The following is a 21,893-nucleotide window of genomic DNA, read 5'->3' as shown; positions in this document are numbered from 1 at the left end:
GCGAACGGGTTTGCTGACGCGTCGCCACATATTGCTTGGCTTGTCAGCCGGTCCGGGCCTCGCGCTTGGCGCGGGGCTTTCCGGCTTTCCGGTGCGCGCCGCATCCATGCCGCGTGTCGTCGCCATCGATTGGGCGGCTGCCGAGGCCATGCTTTCCTTCGGCATCGTTCCGGTCGGTCTTTCAGATACCGGCTTCTACCGCCAGCGCATGGCTTCACCCGTTCTGCCGGACGGCGTTGCCGATGTCGGGCCGTTCTGGGAAATCAATCTGGAGGCGCTTGCGGCGCTGAAGCCCGACTTCGTCATCGCAACCGATTACAATCTGGTGATGACACCGCGCATAGCGGATGTGGCGCGTATAGAACTTGTTCCCAGCATCACGACGCCCAATGTAGAGCGCTATCAACTGGCGGTCGATATCCTGAACCGGGTGGCGGATCTGTGCGGCCAGCCGCGCGCGTTGGCGGCATCGGTTGCCGAAGCGGCTGAACAGCGGTTTGCTGCGGCAAGGTCAGCTATAAAAGGGCATCGATATCCCGTCGGCATCATGCTGCCCGATATTGGCGGGCGGGAAATGACCATGTACGGGAAGGGTACACTTCCCGATGCAGTCCTGCGCAAGCTCGGTCTCGACAATCTATGGACCGGGCCGGTGAACGGAACCGGCATGGCACGTGCCGGGCTCGACCAGTTGATGGCCAACCACGATGCTGCGTTTCTGGTGGTGGAAATCCCGTCGCAAAAACTCCAGACGGAGCGTTCGCTACAACAGAACACCATGTGGAAACTTCTCGGTCCTGTCCGCAACGGGCGGGTTGCATGGCTGAACCAGTTCCATCCTTTCGGGGGCGTGCCTTCTGCAGCGCATCTGGCTGATCTGGTTGCGTCGGCGCTGAAAACCATGGCGTGAGGGAGGCCCGATGAGCATCGGTTCGGTTTCATCTGGAAAAGAGCGTGGAGATCGCCGCTTCTCACTGCGCTGGCTTGTGCTTGGCGTCTCGGTCGCGCTGGTCCTGTTGCTGGTGGTTCAGGGCTTCCTGACCATTGCCGCTCCGGGCGAATGGCTCCGGATTGTTACGGCGCCCGATCTGGCCGATCCGCGGCATGTCATCGGCTATTACAGTTTTCTGCCGCGTCTCGCCGTTGCCGTGCTGGTCGGCGCTGCGCTCGGTCTGGGCGGCGCGGTGTTCCAGACCGTCCTGCGCAATCCGCTGGCAGAACCCGGCCTGCTCGGCGTCGCCTCCGGCGCGCAGATTGCGCTCGCTCTGGCTTTGATCCTCGCGCCGGGCCTGTGGACTGGCGGCAGCGAGGCCATCGCGCTTGCCGGCGCTGCCGTTGCGCTCGGGCTTTCGCTGCTGATTGCTTCCGCCGGGCGGTTCTCATCGACGACGGTTGTGCTGGCCGGTCTGATGGTCGGCCTATACTGTAACGCGATCTTCAGCCTGCTGGTTCTTTTCAACCATGACTATCTCATCAATCTTCTGACCTGGCAGGCCGGTTCGCTTCAGCAGGGCGGGTGGGAGGTTTTCCTCTATCTCCTGCCGCGCCTGTTGCCGCTGGCGATCCTCATATTCCTTTTGCAACGACCGCTCAATCTCCTGTCGCTGGGCGACAATCAGGCGAGGGGGCTCGGTGTTTCTCCCGCCTTCATGCGGCTGGTGCTTCTTGCCGCCGGCGCTGCCATGGCCGCCGTCATCACCAGCAGTCTCGGGCTGATCGGCATGATCGGATTGGCTGCGCCAAATCTCGCCCGCGCGTTTGCACCGGGACAGGATGGGCGCCGTCTCGTCTGGTCAACTGTCCTCGGGGCGTTGCTTCTTGTCGGCATCGATCAGATCCTGCGGGCGGTCACCCCATTCATCGGCAATATTCCATCCGGTGCCGCCGCTGGACTTTTCACCGGTCCGATTCTCGTCATTCTGGCGAGCCGGGTACGGCTGCCGAGCACCCCTTCGGCTCACGAACCGACACCTGAAACGAGAAGCATCAAAAAACCCGGTCTGGCGCTCTGCAAACTTTTAGGCATTTTCGTGATTTGCGTGGTGTTGTCGGTTTTAGTGGCAAAAAACACCCCTTTCATGTCGTTAAACGTCCCGGACTTTGTGGCGACGACATGGCGATTTCCGCGCATTTTTGCGGCGGCGGGCGCTGGCATATGCCTGGCGGTTGCCGGATTGATCCTCCAGGGCACGCTGCGCAACCCGATGGCAAGCCCCGATCTGCTTGGAATCGGCTATGGCGCGGGCTTCGGCCTCGCCATTGCGGTGCTGTTTTTGCCCGATGCCGGCGGCATGTCGAAACTCGTCGTCGCTTCCATCGGTGCGTTCGTCGTCCTGACCGCAATCTCCCTGATCGGCTGGCGCATGGCCTTCCAGCCGGAGCGCGTTCTGCTGGTCGGGATTGGGCTGGGAAGCATGTTTCACGCTTTGATGATCCTGTTGCTCGCCAGCGGAAATCCCCGCGTCGCTGGGCTTTTGAACTGGTTCTCAGGGTCAATGGGCAATATCGGCTGGAATGATGCGGTGCTTGTCTGTTCCTGCGCCTTGGCTGTTCTTGTCGCGGCTATATTTCTCAAACGTCCGCTCGATATTTTTCCGCTGGGCGATACGACGGCGCGTTCCATCGGCATCAAGGTTTCGGGCAGCCGCGCGGTGCTTCTTGCCGTTGCCGGTGTGGCCACCACAGCAGCGACCCTGACCATTGGCCCGATCAGCTTCATAGGGCTCATGGTGCCGCATCTTGTGACGATGCTGGGGTTTCGTAACGCATTGATGCGTATAGCTTCTTCGGCGATTGTCGGCGCTTCGCTACTGGTCTTCGCCGACTGGGCGGGGCGCAATCTGGCTTATCCGTGGCCGATGTCGCCAGGCCTTCTGGCAGCGCTTTTTGGGGGACCTTTCTTCCTGTGGCTGCTCTATCGGCAGAAGCAATGATGGAGACTGTAGAAAAATACAAGAAAGAAGCTGAATGCTGATTTTTGCACTTGCGCTTGTCGCGCGAATTGCCTAAACGGCTCTCACAGCGGCTGGCCAGACATTTGGCGTAACAGTCGGGCGATTAGCTCAGTTGGTAGAGCGCTTCGTTTACACCGAAGATGTCGGGAGTTCGAGTCTCTCATCGCCCACCAGTTTTTCATAATAATATCAATTACTTAGATGGTCGCCACGGCGGCCTTTATTTTTACCGCCACCAAAACCGCCACCAAAATGATTAACACAGACGGTTTATGTTCCTGACAACATATTTGGCTTTATGTCGTAAAAGACATAATTCATCAGGAATATCGGTCATGGCCCATATTCCTTCTCGGTAATATCCGACGTCGAAATGCCTCCAAATTACCGAGCGGGAATACGCATCGACGGCAATCCATTTCAATTTCAGATGATTTGAGTTTGTAACCTTTAGGTTACAACGGCAGACAACAAAAAGGCCTCCGAAGAAGCCTGTTTTATAATGTCGGATTACAATGGAATCCTGCTGTGCGAATGCAATGCTTTTCTGCTTACGCCGCCACCAGCACTAATCCGTCTTCGTATTTTCTCGCTAGCTGAATCAAGTCGCCCAATGTCGCCGTGCAATCATCCAGACGCCAAAGGCGTTCATTGACCTGCGAAATACGATGCCCTTCTTCTCTGAGCAGGAATACCATCTGATCAATTGCAACGGGGATATCTTTCATTCCGTACCGATGAGCTTCAAGTACTATAGCCGCCGCCGCGCCGCGATATCCGCGTATGATCTCACGGAAGTCACCACCTTCAACAACTTGCTGTTTTCGTGCTTGGAGTGCTGATGTCTGCACTGTATCTGGAAGTCGTCCGATAAGCCTGTCGCCAGCCACTTCAAAAGTGATATCTGTGAGCGGTAAATCCTGGGCGCTTATGCGTGCGTTATTTCCGAGGAATTCCAAGACGTATGTCTCTTGAAATCGGATGTTTTCAGGTTCTTTGAGGACTGGTGCGGTCGGCGATTTTGAATGGCGGATAATAATTGTTCCGTCTTCATCGCCTTTTTCTACTGTATATTTGTCACCTACTTTTAGTGCGATAGCATTAATAGCTTCTGGCTGTAGATGTAAGCAGCCTTTCGACACCGATGTGTATCGATCAGAATTTGAGTACTTCTGTCTAAATTTAAATAGTCCTATTTTCCCGGTATAAGTCATCGTGATTTCCTTTCCAGCTGACTAGAAAGGAATCGTGCACCCGAATATTCATCGGCGCAAATCGCGTAATCAATACAATATGTTGACGAAACTAGATAAAATCTTATCTAGTTAACCGATGTTGCTTGAAAATAATTCAAAAAATGCCCGGACAAGCTACTGAGATCCTGATACAAGCGCCTCAACTCAGGAGATCAACATGTCCAGCGAAGGCAACAACATTGTATACGGATCGGCCGCTACTATCGCTTTTCTAGCGTCGGGAGCTTACGATGCTCATCAGCGTGGTATGGCTGCTGTTCGCGCTGCTCGACAAGCTGAAGACGATGCTCGCTATGATGCGGCTGTGAATGAGATCGTTCGCGATGCCGAGGAGATGGGTAAGCTTGCTATGCGATTGGCTCAGGAGCTGGCAGCTGAACGCGAAAAAAATGAAAGCCTAACGCGTCTTTTGGAACAGCGTCAGGCTTTGTTAGAGCGTATGCGTAAAGCTTAAGCGAACGCTGGAGTTCCTCTGTAAGCATAAATACGCTCTGCCAACGGCGACGTCATTTTGGTCGCTTCAGCCGTCTGCTTGCTTTCGAATTTCGGCAGTCCACCCACGCCACATTTCTTGCCGTCCATCGCTCTAGTACACGCGTCTATCCCAGCTTTCGAAAGCCTCGCGAGATCAGCATCGGATAGCTGGTACAACCAATATTGCTGATCATCGGAGAGTGCCGAGAGGTCGATTGTGGAACGCTCATTCGGCGACTGTGCGCATGCGTATCTGTAAAGAGTGTGTCCTGCGTCTGTAGTCGGCTTTAGAAGCTTTTCAGACGCTATACTGCCTACCTCTGCATTATGTTTTCTAGCTTCCGATAATATATCTTCCGGCTTTATCGATAGCTGCGGAATTTCTCGCGCAGGCATTGGCATCGGCTTCATACCGAAGATTTTCAATATAGAATTTAGCACTGCAACTATCATTTTTTCAAGCCATATCAGAGCTTTAGCTGTCATATGAAATGGTGCGGCAATGTGTCTTGTAAACATGGGTTTTCTCCTTAGTTCATCGTAGAAAACCATTCTCGCGTCGCATCACGCAAGTTACAAAAAACTCTTCAACATGCTGAATAATCGTAATTTTCCACAATGCACTCAATACATCGTTTCATTGAGTGTATTGTGGAAATATAGATTCGTATTTCTGTCGGCGTAATTCACTCTTGTATTATACATCAATACGCCCCATCATTTTTATACGGTAGTTATACATAATAAACAGGAGTAGCTATGTCACTACGAGAATTTGAAAACGCAATCGCTCGATTTGCAAGAATCGTCGACGTGACGGAATGGAACCACGGTTTCGATCTGGTGACGGTCGATACAATGAATGGGCATCGGATGACGCTGTATGTCGATGAAACGCTTGATGCCGTCGAGCATGTAAAAGCGCTAGCAGAATACGGAATTTATGCACCGTCATTCATTGAAAATTCGTTCGGCGAATTTGTCGAGCAACTGACAGACGAAGACATCGAAGAAAGGCTTATCATTCGAGCAGAGAAAAAGGCAGAAAAACAATGGTTTATGTAAGCGCAAAGAAATTGAATCCGCATCCGATCCACACATCACACACGACGGCCGAGCAAGTCCGTGATGCTTTCATGCATGTGAAATGGATGCTCGTACGAAAAGGTTGGAAAACCGAGGATTTCACAGGTCTTCTCGGAATCCCTCGTCAATCCTGGTATCAGTATGGACATAAGCTCGAAAGCGCAGGATATCGACAGATACCCGCCGATTCATTGGACGTACTTCGTCAAGAAGCCGCTCAGGAAATCGTCGCTTTAGTCGACGGATATCATGATCCTTTCGGCCGCGAGCGAGACACCTGGACAGTCGGCGATTTGACGACGAAATCGCGTACTCGTGCGTTGTATAGAGCGGCTCTGACGGGTGAAGCAGTGGTACCCGGCGTTCACAATAAGCACGCGGACGAACTCACGAATGATGAAGCCCTGATGATGAGATGGTTTCAGGCCGCGAAACAGGCATCCCGAGAGCAGCTCATGTCAGCAACGGGTCTATCGAAGTACGATGTAGGCCGAGTTGGTCTTCATGCCTGCAAATGGGGAATTCCGCCGACTGCGGCGTGGGTAGACAATCTGGAAAGAGCAATCGGCGTCTAAAAAGCGCCGATTTTTTCGTCGGCGGAAATGCATTTAAGGAAATCGGCCGATGAAAATGGTAGATGTCAATAAATAATTACAAATAATTCACCTGTATTCATCAATGTTGGACAACAAATTTTGCAGTTTATGTAAAAATAATTAAAAAAGACACTTGTATTGATTATAAATACACATCATCATTTTTATATGAGCAGCAAACAAACAACCTGACTGTCTCATGAGAGGAAATAAAATGTCTATATTAAACGAACTCATTTCAAGGATTAAAGCTTCTGAATCAAATGATATCGAATTTCAGGAAGGCTCTTTCTTCCCTGCGTATAGCGGGAATAAGAATTTTGCTGGTGTATCTCTTTATGAAATTGATGGAAAAGAATACTCGGTAAGTGTCTTTAAAGTAGCTAAAACGGGTGTCACTTTATACCAATTTGACATTGACGATGTAATTTATGGTGGTCGTTTAGTGGTAGAAACAGCTGAAGAGAAGGCCGAGCGTGAGACCGTTAAAATAAAAGAAGAGCTTAAAGAAACGGGAGAAGTATATAAAATTGTTGTATCGAGCTTTGAATTCGGACAGCAGCTTTATGTACCAAATGATAAGCCAATGCCGCTCGATGTTGGCGATGATGTGATCGTTGTTGCTGGATACTACAAGACGAAATTCGTTGGAAAAGTACAGAAATATTTCAATGACGGTGGTCACTATGTGACCGTTGTAAAGCCTGAGGATTTCCGTGAAAGCCACGACGAATATCTGAAAGAGCAAAAAGCACTCGAAAAAGCAGCTAAAGCGAAAAAAGCCAAGGAGACGGCAGAGAAGAGAAAGGCTGCTGGAGTTTTGGGCGGTAAAGCTTTGAAGGGTACTGCATCGCAGAAAGCCTGGGCTGAAGAAATCCGCGCACAAGCGATTAAACGTGCAACTCCAGAAATTGCTCAGAAGCTGCTAACAGATCCGAAATATCAGCACTCAAAGTTTTGGATTGAAAATCGCAAGGCTATTAACTCAGGCAATTTTCTGAGTGTGATGTGATGAGCAAGCTCAGATCATATCAGAGCGATATAAGTCAGCAGATTTTGTCTGCTGACGCTAGCCTAAATATTCTCGCTCAGGCTGATACCGGAGCAGGCAAAACGCATATTATTGCGGATGTGATCAAAAGCTCCGAGTTAGTTCTCGTCGTAGCTCATCGCAATATTCTCATTAGACAGGCATCTCTCGTACTCGCGAAACATGCGATTTCTCATTCTTCTATATGTTCTGAGCATACTAGGCGCATGAGCCTGCTCGAACACCGCAAGATTGTTGGCAAGGAATACCTGAAGCAGCGGTCTAAGCGGTATGTCTCATCCATTGACCGACTTCTCTCACTTCATCGTCGCGGGCTTCTGAAAATCGACGTTATGTTACCTTGGAGGATTATCGTCGACGAAGCGCATCACATGATTGATGAGAACAAATGGGGAACTTTACAAAGAATATTCCCGAATGCGCAGATCGTCGGCTTCACAGCTACGCCATGTCGTGGTGATGGAAAGAGCCTCAAACGAGGACAAGGCGGCGTTTTTGATATCCTGATTCAAGCCGAGGAGCTTCGTGAGAACAGTGTCCGCAAGCTCATCTCGTGGGGATATCTAAGCGATTTTGTCGTCTACTCTATCCCTGAACCCACCGATGTCGACACATCAAAACTGGTCGTCGGACGCGACGGAGAATATACGCACAAATCGCTTCTCGGCGTATATGACGGATCTGCATACACTTTTGCTGGCAGCGCCATCGAGCACTATCGTCGACTAGCAGAAGGCCTGCAAACAGTAGTTTTCTGCATAAGCATCAAAATTGCCGAGCTGACTGCCAAACGCTTCAGAGAAGCCGGATACACGGCTGCTTGTATTTCGTCGGATATGTCTCCGGTTGAACAAGCGCGCATACTTTATCTCTTCAGAATGAAGGTTATCCAGATTCTATGTCACGTCGACATGATTGGTGAAGGCGTCGATGTTCCCGCTATTGAGGCCATCATCATGCTTCGAAAAACGGCGTCTTTTGGAAATTTCAGGCAATGGGTTGGCCGATCTATGCGACCGGAACCGGGCAAAAATCGAGCTATTTTAATAGATCATGTTGCTAATGTTTTGTCGCATGGCATGCCAGACGAACACGTGGACTGGTCTCTTGAACACCAGATTCAGCCGAAGAAAAGTAATCTTATAGCGTGCGAAGAGTGCAACGCGACTTACAAAGCCTGGTTACGGAAATGCCCAGAATGTGGACATCCAACGCCTGAAAGACTTGGCACGCATGCAGACCGCGATGCCTTGCAATATCTGGATGTCAATCTTGTCGAACGCGAACGCCTACGCGTCGAAAAACAATGGCGGGAGGAAAATGAAATCATCTTGCCGAATTTTGTGGTCGGCACTGGGGCTTTAGGACAAGCTGCTGGTGAAATAATTCAATGGTTTTCGAATTCGGTTCAGCCGAAATATTCAATTTCACAAATCAACGAATTTTTACGCGGAGATGCTTCCAAACTCGACTTCTGGGTAGATCGGTTCACGCTCGCAGATGTCGCCGCACAGCGCTCAAACAAATGCATTAAGGAGATGCGGCAATGGCAAAAATTGAACTAATTCATGGAGATGCGCGAGCATACCAAGGGGCGGCCGATCTCATAATGACTGATCCTCCATATGACATGCCCGGAAAGCAGCTGGCATACATTTTGGAAAGCTTAGACGCTCAACACCTATTACTCATCACGACTATGAAACAGCTGCTCGAATTTTCGGCGAATAGCGACTGGAAGTTTTCCTTTGACTTCGTCCTTGATGCCGTCATGCCGAAGAAATCCAAAAGTATTCATCAACCAAATTTCACGCACCAAACCGGGGTCTACATGCTAAAAAGCGGAGTGAAATCGGCGTTCGACAGAAGGCGCCGACAGAGATCCGATACTTTCGACAACAACGGCTTTTGGCCGACCGTTTTGCGAGCTCCACGAAATCGAAATGATGAGCATGGAATGGCCAAAAATCTGGCGTCTTGGACGGATTTGCTCGGCAGTTTCGACATAGAATCCGTTGTAGATCCATTTGCCGGATCAGGAACTACGGCTTTAGCTGCGCTCGAACTCGACTTAGATTGCACACTTGTAGAAATTGACGGCGAAAATTGTGACAAAATCCGCCGTTCCTTGAAATTTATCGCAAAGGATTTCTCATATAAAAATCTATCGGCGGATATAATTTAAGAAAAACGGCCGACGAAAATCGAAGTTGTCAATAAATAATTTCAATTATTTTACCTGTATTAATCAATGTCGGACAACGAATTTTGCTGAGGAAGTAAAAATAATTAAAATAATAGCTTGTATTGATCGTAAATACGCACCATCCTTTTTATATGAGCATCAAACAAACAACCCGGTCTAGCTCATAGAAGGAAAATAAAATGAATAATACACACAAATATATCGATGACACAGCACACTTTCCTGAAAGCTTTAGCGTTATTGTCTGGCTTAATAAAGCTGGTCAACAAGCTTTAAACACATCCTCTTATGAAATTAGCATAAGTCGCGGAAGCGTAGATGTTGAATGGACTGATAAAAGCTTCGGACAGCAGTATGTGGGAATAGCATTCGAAAATTCGGACGATGAGAGCAGTATCGAATACATACTTGGGAATCCAGAAAATGTGATTGAGGCCATCGAGAACAGACTTGAAGATCTCAGAGAAGAAGCCGCATAACGGAAACCATTAAAAGAAAAAAGGCCTTGGAAAACGGGGCCTTTTTACAAAAAACAACAATAATGAGAGGAACCCTGAAAATGAGCAATAAATATTCACCTTTGGTAAAATCTGTTGACTTCGACGGTGACCGCAGAGCAATTGTTTGGCTTACCGGACACGGCAGATGCATGCTCGATATCGCGAGCTACTTTGAAATTTATGTCAATAAAAACAATATCATAATTGACTGGATGAATGATTACCGCGAAGAGCAAAGCATTAAAATTCCAACGTTGAACCCGCAGCGGTATCTGGATTCTCCATCTGAAGCCATTCAATATATCGAACGTCATAAAGATGAGCTTTTGGAAGAAGAAGAACGGTGCTTCAGCTACTGAATTCTCATCAATTACAAGCCACCAACCCTCGGATTTCCGAGGGTTTTGTCATTTCTGATCCAATATTTTCCTCACGCCGTCCAATTTCTGCCTGCAATCTTCTCCAGCTTCAGAGACATGCATCAAATACAAAGCGACGTCTTTCTGGCTCTTCCAGACTTCGCGTGCTAGCGGCTCAGGCATGCAAGTGAGCAGCGCTTCAGGCACCGCAACCTGGCGTGTCTCGATCTTAGTCACGACCTGCGGTGTCGGCTTATGAGCGCACCCAGAAATCATCAATAGAATGCCACCGGCGACAAACATCCTGATCACTGGACACCTCCAGCGAATTTTCGCTTCCGAAGGTTTTCAAGAACAGGTGCAACTGGCCCATCGTTTTCGGGTGCCGTCGATGCGATTTCGCGCTCCAATTCTCGATTCAAAATGCTGGTCTCGTTAAGCGATGTCTGGACTTCATTTAGCAGATCAAGCGTTCTCTTATGCTCGGCATCGGCCTGACGGATGGCCTCCGCGTTGGCATTTGCGACGTCAACGGTGAGCTTAAGCTGAGCATTCGCAAGGGCGAGTTGGGCGTCGGATTCGGCCAGTCTGGATTTCAGGTGGCCAATATAGAGCCAGCCAGCGACCAGGATGGCTGCGAGCGCAAGGCCGAGGATGAGGCGGAGGTTAGAGAGGATTGGCATTAATTCTCTCCCTTGTTTTCCGACTTGTCATCTCGACGTCTCTTGAAAGCCAGCCCAAGTATGTCCGTAAAGAAACTTGGAAAGCCCTTGCTTGTTCGGAAATCCATGTGGCCCACGCCCATGTATATGGCCAGAAGAGCAACAACCCAGGGGCCGAGGGCGTCAACTATGGCAGCGGTATCTGGATTGCGAATGAGCAGGCCAACCGCCGCTATGCCGAAGAACGCCGTCAACGATGCGATAGTGATCTTCTTGCTAAATCGGCGAGTGATCTCTTTTTCGGTGTTCATGCGGACACCTGCAGTCTTGCTTGCAGACCAGATGCCTCGGCTATCGACAGTAGCATCTTCATGCCCAGCTCATGGCCATTTCCTGTGCGAATTTTGCGTATGTGTCCGTCGCGTACGGACGGATATCGTTGAGCAATTTCCGCAGCCGATAAATTATTTGTCCTGATATGGTTTTCTAGTGCGACGACCAGATCGTCCTGAAGATTCCTGAAACTTGCACATCTGTATGAGAATGGAGAGATAGGTCGAGCCATTATTTCGACCCTCCTTTTAGAATGTCAGCGTATTCAGATTTTGCATTGAATGACGGACAAGCCTTGCCTTTATCGAAATCGCGATGGCCGCAAAGTGTCGTGATCTTATATTTCTGGACGAGCTCTCCGAGGAGTTTGCGCAGCGCAACTTTTTGCGCATCTGTGCGTGTGTCCTTGGGCTTCATATTTGCGTCGACACCGCCGACATAAACAACGCCAATAGAACCCGAATTGTGTCCAGCTACGTGAGCACCGACCTGATCAATTGGACGACCAGTGTGTACCGAGCCGTCGCGGTAGACGACGAAATGATATCCGATGTCTTTCCATCCGTTATCGCGTGTATGCCACATACGAATGGTTTTTACATCGACGTCTCTGCCTTCTGGTGTCGCTGTGCAGTGAACTACTAAAGTATTGATATTTCGCATTAAAATGGGAACTCTAGATTAATGTTCCCATTATGTTCTTTGGCAATGTAAGTTGCAAGATATTATATTACGCAGCCATCTGCAGTTGCGCGCGGTCGCCCATTGCTTGACAGCGGCCGTCTGCGCTCATCAACAATATTGTCCGTTTTCCATTGTGATATTGAACAATATGCGCATGTGCCCACGTCGTTGGACCCCTGTTATATCCCTGGTCTAGTTTCGCAGAGACACCGGAAACATATGCACCTTCGGAAATAGAAGGCGTGTGCGTGTGTCCGGTGCTCGTGCGGACGCCAAAGCGTTTAAATTGATTTGGGGAACCTCGTGATCCGCTTATGCCGAGATCTCCGTGTAGACCACACTCGATGCCGTCTACCTGATATCCCTGCCCAGCTCCCACAAATTCTACGGAATCCGGCAGGTTTGCGCGACGTAGACCGTATTCGACAACATTAAAGCTGTCGTTGCCAGCTCGAATTGCTTTATGCCAGGCCGCATTGAGATCATGCCAATAATAAGCATTTTTGACGTCTCCAGCCCCGTCCACATTCTTGAGCCATCTAGCCAAGGCATTGTCATGATTTGATTCAACAACAACGGTTTTACAGAAATCACGTGTGCAAGCTGCTATGAAATTGCTGGCTTCCTGAACCTCGGCCTCAACATTTTCAGAACCGCCTGCAGACACGAGAGCCATCACATGTGGGTCATGCAAGTTGTGATGATTTCGACGTCGGAAATCAAGCGTATCGTGGAAAAATTGAACCTCTGGTTGGAGGCCATCAAGAATGTTTATATTATCAAGCCGCTGTTTGGTTTTCCTGTCATATCCGAAGCTTGTGGCCGCTATTGTGTCATCGAGTTGCTCATGATGGATATCTCCCCAGCTTATTGCCCTCACGCGCTGATCTCCGAAACATTCGCCGTCCATGACAAAAGTATTCAGATCTTGAAAAGTACCGTCGTCGGAAGCTGAAATAGGCCGTAAAAACACTTCTCCATCGACGTCGATCTCAACAACGGTAAATCCGAAAGTATGATGAAAAATCGACTTTTGACCCGCAGCGCGAGCCGTGTAGTTAGGCATTGTGACGGTACCCGTAGACACTGCGAACCTTGGATCTTGTCCCTGCAAACGCGGAATCGACTGAAGAGCTATACGGCTATGTGGAACAATGACATGACCACCATGGTTCTGAGTAAGCCAGCCGTTTAATGGATTTGCTGTCGTCGGCAAGACATTTGCACTGCCCAAATAGAGCACATCCGGCGTCAATTGCACTCGGTCGTGACACAGATACGGAAGCAGTAGCGGGTCATAAACATTAGCCTGCGCTGAATGATCTTCGAACAGACCGAGCTGATACGTGTGACCCCCGATGACAATATGAGCGCCAATATATTGCGCATAGGCTTCCATATTTCGGAGGAATTCCTGATGCACTGGGGTGTCATCCTGCGCCGCAGAAATCAGGAAACGATGCACGATGCCAGGTTCTAGATTGGCATCAATGGTCGGCAATTCACTGATGCGGGGCTTATGCTTTTTGGCTGGTTTTTCGTCTTCTGAAGGGGCTTCAGGTGCTTCCGAAGGCCAAAGTTTTTCGACGGCTTCTGTGCCGGATTTTGGTGAGGAAGGTTTGTTTATGGACAACCAGATTTTGCGAGATGCGTAGAAAGTAAGTTCACATTGTTCAGCAACATCTCGTATAGATGCGCCTAAATTAAATAGTTTCTTAGCTTTGTCTTCTTTATTGCCAGAGTTAACTTGCTTCTCTATGTATTTTTCAATGTCTATTTGATTGTCGAGTTCACGGTTTACATGATGCTTTATTTCTTTTCTACTTGTCATTTTGATTTCCTTTCGCTCAAGTTGACAAGTAAATTATTCGGCGTATTCATGATCAATACAAACACTTTTTTCAATTAAATCAATAACTTGTCGCAAACTATGTTGACATTTCTATATGGCATGAGCGGAAAATAGAGAAATTAAATTCCAAAAAATTTTTTGGCGGCAGGTAAAATAATGGCAAATGCTACGGAGAAAACCGCCGACAGAGCTGCTATATAAGCTTTGTCTTCACGGCGCTTTGCTTTTAGCTCCGCGACATCGGCTTTTATAGTAGCTATTTCGGCCTGCATGGATGTCGTACTTTTAATAAATGCGTCTAATTTTTCTTCCATCCTGGCTTGGCCTCGGATGACTTCTAGAAGCTCTTTTGATGGAAAATCGGTCGTCATAAAATATAATCTCGTGAAAATGTTTACTGGCTTTACGAGACCACGGCGAAGTGCAAGATTCTATATTTAAATCAATTTTTATCCGGACAAAACTGCAAGATCCTTGTATATGCGGCTTCAGAAAAAAGGAAGCCGCATATGAGCAACATTGACATCGTAAAAGTGAACATCAGTGCCGAAGAATCTGCAGCACTAAAAGAGCAGTCAGAAATCACATCGTTGCCTGAAGACGGTCTTTATCTTCTTTCTGCAATCGAGCAAGCCGTCCGTCTCGGAACCGTAAATGCAAATGACATGATTTCCGGACAAGACATGCTGATTGCAATCGCCGAAAAGCTTGAAAACGAAGGTGACAATCCTGAAGTCGTTGCGAATCTTATTGATAAAATTCGTCTGATGTCTGATTACGCGACGACGAGACTTGTACCTATCGAGATTCCATAAAATAAAAAAACGAGGGAAGAATGAAGAAGATCGCAACAATTTCTATTTCTGTATTGTTGTTGTCTGTGACAAGTAGCTTATCAGCGGAAGTCAGCGGAAAACAACTTGCATCTAATGTAGAGAATATTATCGATAAATATTATAACTCCGACAATAATTACTATAAAGGAATCGGAAGGCGACTTTTCGAGTGTTCTTATATATACGGACGTGTAAGCACAAATAATATACCACGCAAAGTAGTACGTAATTTGCCTGATATCAATAGAGAACTCATTATTGCGTCTAGAATATTATGGAATGATAATGATAGCTGGGATGAAGATGTTTTCGGTAAATCAAGATCACTTATAGAGAAGAACATAAAGAACAGAAAATACATAGATATTCTAATTCGTAATTGCAATATGTATATTATAAAAAATGATGTAAGAGATGCAATCTACGAAACGGCTCATCCAAGCCCACTTTAATCTTTAACTCGTTCTCACGACATTTGTCGCAATTATAGCGCTCGACAGATCACATTTTTCTGTCGAGCCGATGACCATTGTCGTCGAATAACTATCGCGCCTACGCGCGCTGCTATCGCGTATAGAGCCACGCGTAGGCTGATACATACGATCTCGACGCGCTTGCTCTTGAGCTTGAAACCTCATGGAATTCATCACGGTGAAAAGTTCGCTCGAATTTTCGATTTCTATGTCCATAGTCATCCTCCTCTAACTTCCGATAACTGCATTTCTCTGCAGCCAAATCGGTTTACAAGTCACTGTAAGATTACGTGTTAAAAGGTCTTCTTCACGTATCGGATCGACGTCGAGTTCTATGCGTGTCGGCATGCCCTCAATGATAGCGACAGGATCGGCTTCGTAGAGTGCTGCTGATTTCTGATCAGCGTAATCATTGATGACGTCAACAAAATGCACCCGACTGCGCAGGCCATCGGCATTCGTCGGCTGAGAGGGAGCTGGCTTTGAAATTGAATAAACGATTTCCCCATTGTCGCCTGTTTGCTCTTCGTCCCTCGTCGGAAAAGGAGGAGGAGAACCGTCGCCAAGACACGCGAGAAGCGTGATTTCGGCATACCGTTTTGCGCCATCCGCAACCAGTTTGATACTGGAGATTTTGGCTAGCACGCTACCGATTTTACGATTTTCGACGCGACATGAATCTCTTGTTGTCATCTCACGTGCCATCGCCCATTCACATTGGAAGGAAATTTCGAGGCACCGAGCGCGTGCCACGACACGACGCTGAAGCATTCTCGCGGCGTATCTGACGCTCCGGGTGCCGCGCGTTGAATCGAAATATCGCGCAGCAGTAGCCGTGATGGGTGCACTTTTCGCAACTTGCACGAAATTTGAAAATGCGAAGAGCGAGCTAGCCGTATGCGCAGTGATGCACCGCCATTTATGACTATTGTAGATCACTTCATCACCAACAGCATACTGCTTCGGCTCAAGCGTATCTGGATTCTCGGATGTCCAGAGCGGCGTGCTTGGATCGAGATTTAGAGGAGCTAAATGGATGACATCCGCGACCTCGGCTTTGTCATCACCCAAAATTTCTTGCTGAGCCACAGGCATTGAAATCGTCAAATGCTCTTCGCGCTGTTGCTGAAAATCGTAACCAAGCCGTATCTGCACGCCGACTGTCGCAGACTGCATAAGAACTTGGCAACCAATGACTTTTTCATCATTCAACGCATATTTTTCCAAGCCGACATCGAAGGTATCTAATATGCTGTTCGGCACGAGATACTGAATAGTGGATTCTGCGACATGCCATCCTGTACTTTCGCCGACAGGCGTGCCGGGCTGAGGCAGGGATTGGATCAGGTCTTGCCAGCTATAGGTTTCTACAGGTTCCCAGACAGCAGGTAAGCTCTGAACACCTTTAGCTTCCTGCGTCCAGCTTGCTACGACACGCAGGCGTGTTTTCGCACGCGGTGGATTCCGCAAATTTACCGTCAAAGATTTCTCAAAACCATCCTGGTCAACAGCAAACCAAGTGCTTCCGTTGATCATGCTCACACGTTCAATTGCTAACGTTTTTCTGTCCCACCGCCAGAATTCCAATCTTCCAGCCAACGCACTCATTGGGTCATCGGAAGCATCTCGGCTGTGAAAAAGTGCATCATAAGATTCGAAAGGAATGCGTTCTGCTATTGAGCCATAAGGGTCGTATCCAGAAAGCTCACCAGTGCGCAAAGCATTAGCCGCAGCTTTTAAAACAACGTCTTCGTCGGGTGGAACGCACTGGAATCGGAGAGTCAAAGTCTGTTGACCAAGTTCGGACGGCACTGCGATAACTCGGCCACGTGCGAGTTCCACGGGCATATTATCGGAAGCTAGCTTTTCGCTTAGTACAGCATACCTTTCACTACGACCGATGCCAAGCAATCCAAGCCCCGGATTCGGGATCTCGACTTCGAAGCCGCTGTTGATGATGTCGCCTTCTTCTTGCTCATATATCGACCCGCGTATGCAGAATTCGTCTTCGCGAGCGTGAGCGACGGGATCAAAAGGTGTGTCGTATGAAGGGAGCCAGGACAAGAATAACATTAGTTATCTCCCTGCCAATCGGGGCCACCTATTTCCTCGGCCGTCAGGCTCCATTGAACAGTTGCGTTCTGCTCATGTGAGCTCGATGACCAAGGTTCCGTTACAAATAGGTCGATCCAGGGTCTGTAAAATATTCTTACAGTCTCGGTTGCTGGCGCGGCGAGAGTGATCACCTTATTCCAAACCGTAAAAGCCACGGGTTCGAAATTTTTAGTCAGACAGCGGATCGACGTATAGCCAGTTTCATCGACTTTATAGGGATACCTGATCAGCGTGCGTGACTGCGCACCTGGCTGAATTGCATCCGAAAATTCGCAAGGTGGAATGATGGTGAAAGTTGCACCAGGCCACATGTGAGAAAGCGCAGGCGGTCGCATATCGTCAGTTGAGGATATCGTGCATTTGAAAAGCTTGAATTCGTCAGCTGCAAGGTTTCTGGCTTGGCCGTTCCATGATCTGACGATGTGTCCTGAATCTTCGATGGGTGAAAAATCGATAGTAAGGCCAAAAGCTGTTTGCCAGCCGACCGCCAAATCATCAGATATAAGTGTCGTAGTTATTGGAAAATCGGTCATCAATACCCTCCTTTCTGTTGCATAGAATAAAGGGTTTGATTCATCTTTCTTGCTGTTAAGGGGTCTGCTTGAAGCGTGCCGAGACTGCGGTCGTTCAGAGTGAGATTTACGTTTACCGTTTCGGTAGAACCCTTTGATTTATCATTCTCTTCTTTCAGATATTTAATGAAATCGCGATCTGAATCCGAAATTGGATTTTGCCAAACATCGAGCACGCCGCCGGGCAACATGTTGGGATTCGGAAGGCCCATCTGCGTATTGATGCCCATCGACCGCAGAATATCGCCTTGTCGTTTGGGGTCATATTTCACATATTCTTTATAAAAATCGGCGTCGTATTTTTTAGTCAGATTCTTCTGCACTTCAGACTGACGAGCTTCATCAGAGGCCTTCATCCCAGACCACTCGTAAGCTTTTTTGCCGCCGTACCAACCTATCAAGCCGCCTCCGACTGCGGCCGCACCAAGGATGCCTGCTTTTGCTCCAATACCCAAAGCACCAGCAGCGCCAGCTCCGGCAACTGAACCCACGCCACCTACCGCCGAAGCTCCAGTTGCCGCTGTTGCAATTCCTGCGATACTCTTTGCCAAAGCGCCACCGCCGCCCATCGCAAAGAGAGTTCCGAGGGCTTTCATGAGCTGTCCAGCGGCAGTTTTTGCAAGTCCAAAAAGACCTATAAATTTAAGCATGCCGACGAATAACAACATGGTTGTCACGTCAATTCCGAACATATCGGCAATAGGCTGAATCAAAGAATGTATCGCAGTCAGGACGGTTTTCACCATTTCCAATGCCTGCATGAAATCTTGACCGAAGGCCTTCGCCTGATCTCGAAGGTCGTTCAACCATTTAAATTCAGACGCATCCTGACCTGTTAAAACGGCATATAAATCCTTCACAAATCTAATAGCGACTTGGATGCCATCACGGATCTTATTCAGCCATTCAAAACGCGAATTTTCACCGTCCCAGAGCTTTCTGAGTTCTTTATACATGTCCGAGATAAAGGCTCTGGCCGTCTCAAGCTTCTCAAAAAGCGTATCAAGCCACGGCGTTTTGAAGCCCGTGCGTTGTCCTTGAAAAACGCCAATGATGTCTGAAACGAGGTTCCTCGCGTAGACAAAACCATCCTTCAAAATCCCAGCAATTCGCTGACGGTAGCTCACCATAAATTCAGTCATCGCATCTGTGGATTCCGTGAGAAGTGGCAGGACTTCACGAGCGACTGCCATCTTCACGCCGCTTATAGACCTGCGGAAATTCTCAGCAGAAGCTTCGTACGCTTCGCCTATTTGCGTGTCTTTCTTGCTGACTACGCCGCCGAGGCGCTCCAATTCATTGCGATAATTTTCAATAGCTGTCCGACCGCCTTCTAAGAGCGGAACCATTTTTGCACCCGCGTCTTCACCGAAGAGCTGGATAGCGAAACGCAGACGCTGTGTCGGATCGTCGACTTTTTTCATCGCATCAGACAGCGCAAGCAAGCCTTCCATGCCGCCCTTGCTCGCCTTTTCGACATCGAGGCCATATTTTTCGAGGCCAAAAAGCGCTTCACCGACTGGCCCAAAGGATTTCTTCAGAGTGCGCTCGGCTTTTTCTAGCTCTGCCAGCTGTTGGCGCAAACCATGTACAAACGTCTGCGTCTGAAGGTTGCTATTCTCATACGGTGCGGCTCTGGCGATGTAATTTTCAAGCTGGACTTTGCGTTCTTGTATGCCCGCCAAAGACGACATTCTGGCTTGTCCCACGGCATCACCTGCCGACGTTAGACCGCCGATATCGCCTGCGCGAAGTGAGAAAATTGCATCTTTGCGAGCGTTAGTTTTGAACGCCGAAAATTCATCATTTGCTTCCGAAATCTTCTGTCGAATTCCCAGAAATTCATTGCCGATTTTAGCAAGGCCTTTCACGATCTCATCGCCTGGCACGCCTTCACCTGCACCAGCAAAGCCCAGTACCGATAAGTCTTCTGGCGACACACCGAGAGAGCGAGATTGCTTGGAAATCTTATCCCATTCGCCAGCCGTATCTTTACTCATTTTTATGGCAGCGACACTGACAGATGCGAGCGCCGCGACAGCACTGGCGGCACCGATGGAAATGGTTTTGAAAGCTGTTTCAGCTCCAGTTTTCAGGCCGCCAAAGCCAACCTTTCCGACAGACAAGCTGGCTGATTTTAATGTCGCCAGAGAGCGCTTGCTCTTCTCAATGTCTTTTTGAAATGGCTCAAGAGCGCGTGCACCTGACTGACGAATATTATTAATTGAATCACGTGCAGACTGCTGAAATTTTCGAAAGCCAGAAACCGTCTCGGACATTCCTCCGAGACTGAATCTTGTCTTGATTTCCGGCGCTACACTGCTCACTTCACAAACTCATCCCAAATTTTCTTATCTCCGCTTTGAGCTACCAAAAACGCTTCAGCCATTTGTATTTGCTGACGTTTTTGGTCTCTTCGAAGAACCTTTAATCTCATTATCAACGCTCGCGGTGAAAGATTTAAGCCCGAAATTCCAGTCTGATTTTCGTAACTTATGGCGTTCTTAACGAGGTTCACGAACGGCCCGTTTAAGTTCAGGCCGCCTTTTCGTCTGGGACGTAAGGGGCTTGCTTTTTCGGAAATATTCCGTTCAACGCCGCCGTTATCTTCATAAAAAAATCGTTTAGGTCGCCGTCGCCCAATGTCACTTTTACGGATTCAGAAAAGAGTGCGAGAGTGAATTCGTCTGGCTTTTTCACAACAGTGTTTTCAAATTCAGTGTTGCCCTCACGATCCGCAGCACATGCTATAAAAGCCGCCGCCGCCGCTATACCTGAATCCATAACAACACTGATGAGAGAGGGCTGCATTTCTTCGGGCAGAAGATTGCCATCTTTGTCGACCTTCATCTCAAAAATATCGATGAGTTTTGGAAAACGTTTAATAAGCCGAAGGCATTCCAAAATGGTGACAGGGCGTAGTCTCGTAGTCATTCCTAGAATTTCAACTTCTTGATAAGAATGGTCTACTGCTGTCAACAAATCATCTATTGACTTTATATCTTGTTTTACTAGTGCATTCATAAATATAACTCCTTGTAATATTTAATTATTATTAACTTTTAGACGGAAGTCTAATTAACTGCCGTCTTTTCAATGATTTAGTCTTTCGGAATTGAACGGATCGTACCGTATGAATTCTTGTTTGAAGTCGCATAAACTGACCCTTGAACAGTAAACTGACTCAGCTGTTCCGTCGCAAAAGCTGGTACTGCACCAGACGGACGAAGTTCGACGTCGTGGTACGTCTGTTCGAATTCTTCGCCGTCGCCGCTTTCACTGGTTACGCCGATGAACACTAGTTCTCCACGCACGCCTGCGGTCGACATCAAATCGAGATCCAAAAGGCCTTCAGATTCTGTGATAGCTGGCTGTGTATACTCGCCGATTAAATCGCCTGTGAATCCTTCAGGAAGTGCGACTATCTGCAAATATCCAGCCCGATGAACGGTGTAGTGCACATCTTCAATTAGCTCATTCGCGTCGCCGTCAGAAACACCAGTTACAACAGGTTTAAAGCCAGGAATCTTAATCGCATCGCCGACTTTGGCATCTGGAATCGTAAAAGCTCCATTTGTCACTGCTGCCTGAGTAAGCAGACGTCTATTTGCCATGAACAGGATTTCATATCCGATATCAGTCCAGCTCTCGCAGGTGAAAGAAATCTGGCCATCTTTGGTCGTGACATACTTTTTGATGAGACGACGGTCGCCAAATTCCTGAGTGTATGACTCGATCTCGGTCAGATTTGGGGTGAATTCCATGGACGCTAAAGCGCCGAGGTTCACATATTTCTGCGTGCCTTGCTTACGGAATACGAGCTGTCCGCCACTTACTCGCTGCTTAGAAAGGATAGGTTGGAATGCCATTGTTGCCATTTTGTT

25 protein-coding genes and 1 tRNA gene are annotated in these 21,893 nt (G+C 48.3%); 13 read left to right on the top strand and 13 right to left on the bottom strand.

Going from position 1 to position 21,893, the window contains the following annotated elements; all coding sequences use genetic code 11:
* Positions 1-10 precede the first annotated feature (10 nt).
* The 3 genes from MKS82_RS05270 to MKS82_RS05260 all read left to right on the top strand — a co-directional run bounded on the left by MKS82_RS05270 (position 11) and on the right by MKS82_RS05260 (position 3,127).
* Positions 11-910 carry an ABC transporter substrate-binding protein gene (locus MKS82_RS05270; protein ID WP_240578455.1) on the top strand — a complete coding sequence of 300 codons (900 nt, stop codon included), beginning with the start codon at positions 11-13 and terminating at the stop codon, positions 908-910.
* A gap of 10 nt (positions 911-920) precedes the next feature.
* A complete protein-coding gene (gene fhuB / locus MKS82_RS05265) occupies positions 921-2,933 on the top strand; it encodes a Fe(3+)-hydroxamate ABC transporter permease FhuB (protein ID WP_109987578.1) in 2,013 nt (670 codons plus the stop codon).
* 118 nt (positions 2,934-3,051) lie between these two features.
* Positions 3,052-3,127 (top strand) — tRNA-Val (locus MKS82_RS05260).
* A gap of 378 nt (positions 3,128-3,505) precedes the next feature.
* Here MKS82_RS05260 and MKS82_RS05255 read toward each other — a convergent pair.
* Positions 3,506-4,168 carry a hypothetical protein gene (locus MKS82_RS05255; protein ID WP_240578454.1) on the bottom strand — a complete coding sequence of 221 codons (663 nt, stop codon included), beginning with the start codon at positions 4,166-4,168 and terminating at the stop codon, positions 3,506-3,508.
* A gap of 199 nt (positions 4,169-4,367) precedes the next feature.
* Here MKS82_RS05255 and MKS82_RS05250 point away from each other — a divergent pair, with 199 nt between their 5' ends.
* On the top strand, positions 4,368-4,664 hold the full coding sequence (locus MKS82_RS05250) for a hypothetical protein (RefSeq protein ID WP_240578453.1): 297 nt from the start codon (positions 4,368-4,370) through the stop codon (positions 4,662-4,664).
* Here the strand turns inward: MKS82_RS05250 and MKS82_RS05245 are convergent.
* Positions 4,661-5,203: a hypothetical protein gene (locus MKS82_RS05245; protein ID WP_240578452.1), complete on the bottom strand. Its 543-nt coding sequence runs from the start codon at positions 5,201-5,203 to the stop codon at positions 4,661-4,663. The two genes, MKS82_RS05250 and MKS82_RS05245, sit on opposite strands and share 4 nt — an antisense overlap.
* A gap of 240 nt (positions 5,204-5,443) precedes the next feature.
* Between MKS82_RS05245 and MKS82_RS05240 the strand changes: the two genes are divergently transcribed.
* The 7 genes from MKS82_RS05240 (at position 5,444) to MKS82_RS05210 (ending at position 10,482) form a co-directional block, all read left to right on the top strand.
* The gene (locus MKS82_RS05240) at positions 5,444-5,749 is read left to right on the top strand and encodes a hypothetical protein (RefSeq protein WP_240578451.1); all 306 of its coding nucleotides are present in this window, start codon (positions 5,444-5,446) and stop codon (positions 5,747-5,749) included.
* Positions 5,737-6,345: a hypothetical protein gene (locus MKS82_RS05235; RefSeq protein WP_240578450.1), complete on the top strand. Its 609-nt coding sequence runs from the start codon at positions 5,737-5,739 to the stop codon at positions 6,343-6,345. Before MKS82_RS05240 ends, MKS82_RS05235 begins: the two co-directional genes overlap by 13 nt.
* A gap of 235 nt (positions 6,346-6,580) precedes the next feature.
* Positions 6,581-7,378 (top strand): hypothetical protein, encoded by a 798-nt coding sequence (locus MKS82_RS05230; protein WP_240578449.1) that lies wholly within the window; start codon positions 6,581-6,583, stop codon positions 7,376-7,378.
* Positions 7,378-8,982 (top strand): DEAD/DEAH box helicase family protein, encoded by a 1,605-nt coding sequence (locus MKS82_RS05225; protein WP_240578448.1) that lies wholly within the window; start codon positions 7,378-7,380, stop codon positions 8,980-8,982. Before MKS82_RS05230 ends, MKS82_RS05225 begins: the two co-directional genes overlap by 1 nt.
* Positions 8,964-9,602, top strand: a complete 639-nt coding sequence (locus MKS82_RS05220; RefSeq protein WP_240578447.1) for a DNA methyltransferase — start codon at positions 8,964-8,966, stop codon at positions 9,600-9,602. The genes MKS82_RS05225 and MKS82_RS05220 overlap by 19 nt, the downstream gene beginning before the upstream one ends.
* Positions 9,603-9,802: 200 nt before the next feature.
* Positions 9,803-10,102, top strand: a complete 300-nt coding sequence (locus tag MKS82_RS05215) for a hypothetical protein (protein WP_240578446.1) — start codon at positions 9,803-9,805, stop codon at positions 10,100-10,102.
* Positions 10,103-10,182: 80 nt separating this feature from the next.
* Positions 10,183-10,482: a hypothetical protein gene (locus tag MKS82_RS05210; RefSeq protein WP_240578445.1), complete on the top strand. Its 300-nt coding sequence runs from the start codon at positions 10,183-10,185 to the stop codon at positions 10,480-10,482.
* A gap of 48 nt (positions 10,483-10,530) precedes the next feature.
* Here MKS82_RS05210 and MKS82_RS05205 read toward each other — a convergent pair whose 3' ends face one another.
* From MKS82_RS05205 to MKS82_RS05180, 6 genes are all read right to left on the bottom strand, one after another.
* The gene (locus MKS82_RS05205) at positions 10,531-10,794 is read right to left on the bottom strand and encodes a hypothetical protein (RefSeq protein WP_240578444.1); all 264 of its coding nucleotides are present in this window, start codon (positions 10,792-10,794) and stop codon (positions 10,531-10,533) included.
* Positions 10,791-11,165, bottom strand: coding sequence for a hypothetical protein (locus MKS82_RS05200; RefSeq protein WP_240578443.1), 375 nt, complete (start codon positions 11,163-11,165; stop codon positions 10,791-10,793). The genes MKS82_RS05205 and MKS82_RS05200 overlap by 4 nt, the downstream gene beginning before the upstream one ends.
* On the bottom strand, positions 11,165-11,455 hold the full coding sequence (locus MKS82_RS05195) for a hypothetical protein (protein WP_240578442.1): 291 nt from the start codon (positions 11,453-11,455) through the stop codon (positions 11,165-11,167). Before MKS82_RS05195 ends, MKS82_RS05200 begins: the two co-directional genes overlap by 1 nt.
* Before the next feature lie 253 nt (positions 11,456-11,708).
* Positions 11,709-12,140, bottom strand: coding sequence for an N-acetylmuramoyl-L-alanine amidase (locus tag MKS82_RS05190; protein ID WP_240578441.1), 432 nt, complete (start codon positions 12,138-12,140; stop codon positions 11,709-11,711).
* A gap of 67 nt (positions 12,141-12,207) precedes the next feature.
* Entirely contained in the window at positions 12,208-13,992 is a 1,785-nt protein-coding gene (locus MKS82_RS05185) for a hypothetical protein (protein WP_240578440.1), read from the bottom strand.
* Positions 13,993-14,132: 140 nt separating this feature from the next.
* The gene (locus MKS82_RS05180) at positions 14,133-14,384 is read right to left on the bottom strand and encodes a hypothetical protein (RefSeq protein ID WP_240578439.1); all 252 of its coding nucleotides are present in this window, start codon (positions 14,382-14,384) and stop codon (positions 14,133-14,135) included.
* 138 nt (positions 14,385-14,522) lie between these two features.
* Here MKS82_RS05180 and MKS82_RS05175 point away from each other — a divergent pair, with 138 nt between their 5' ends.
* On the top strand, positions 14,523-14,828 hold the full coding sequence (locus tag MKS82_RS05175; RefSeq protein ID WP_240578438.1) for a hypothetical protein: 306 nt from the start codon (positions 14,523-14,525) through the stop codon (positions 14,826-14,828).
* A 20-nt stretch (positions 14,829-14,848) separates the two neighbouring features.
* Entirely contained in the window at positions 14,849-15,301 is a 453-nt protein-coding gene (locus tag MKS82_RS05170) for a hypothetical protein (RefSeq protein ID WP_240578437.1), read from the top strand.
* 249 nt (positions 15,302-15,550) lie between these two features.
* On the opposite strand, the gene MKS82_RS05165 is transcribed toward MKS82_RS05170, so the two are convergent.
* From MKS82_RS05165 to MKS82_RS05145, 5 genes are all read right to left on the bottom strand, one after another.
* Positions 15,551-17,395 (bottom strand): carbohydrate-binding protein, encoded by a 1,845-nt coding sequence (locus MKS82_RS05165; RefSeq protein WP_240578436.1) that lies wholly within the window; start codon positions 17,393-17,395, stop codon positions 15,551-15,553.
* Entirely contained in the window at positions 17,395-17,970 is a 576-nt protein-coding gene (locus MKS82_RS05160; protein ID WP_240578435.1) for a hypothetical protein, read from the bottom strand. The genes MKS82_RS05165 and MKS82_RS05160 overlap by 1 nt, the downstream gene beginning before the upstream one ends.
* Positions 17,970-20,288, bottom strand: coding sequence for a hypothetical protein (locus MKS82_RS05155; RefSeq protein ID WP_240578434.1), 2,319 nt, complete (start codon positions 20,286-20,288; stop codon positions 17,970-17,972). Before MKS82_RS05155 ends, MKS82_RS05160 begins: the two co-directional genes overlap by 1 nt.
* 256 nt (positions 20,289-20,544) lie before the next feature.
* The gene (locus tag MKS82_RS05150; RefSeq protein ID WP_240578433.1) at positions 20,545-21,033 is read right to left on the bottom strand and encodes a hypothetical protein; all 489 of its coding nucleotides are present in this window, start codon (positions 21,031-21,033) and stop codon (positions 20,545-20,547) included.
* Between the two features lie 77 nt (positions 21,034-21,110).
* Entirely contained in the window at positions 21,111-21,887 is a 777-nt protein-coding gene (locus MKS82_RS05145) for a hypothetical protein (RefSeq protein ID WP_240578432.1), read from the bottom strand.
* Positions 21,888-21,893 lie beyond the last annotated feature (6 nt).

It is taken from the genome of Ochrobactrum sp. A-1 (assembly GCF_022488005.1).
Taxonomy (GTDB): Bacteria; Pseudomonadota; Alphaproteobacteria; order Rhizobiales; family Rhizobiaceae; genus Brucella.
This window is presented reverse-complemented; position numbering and strand designations above follow the sequence as displayed.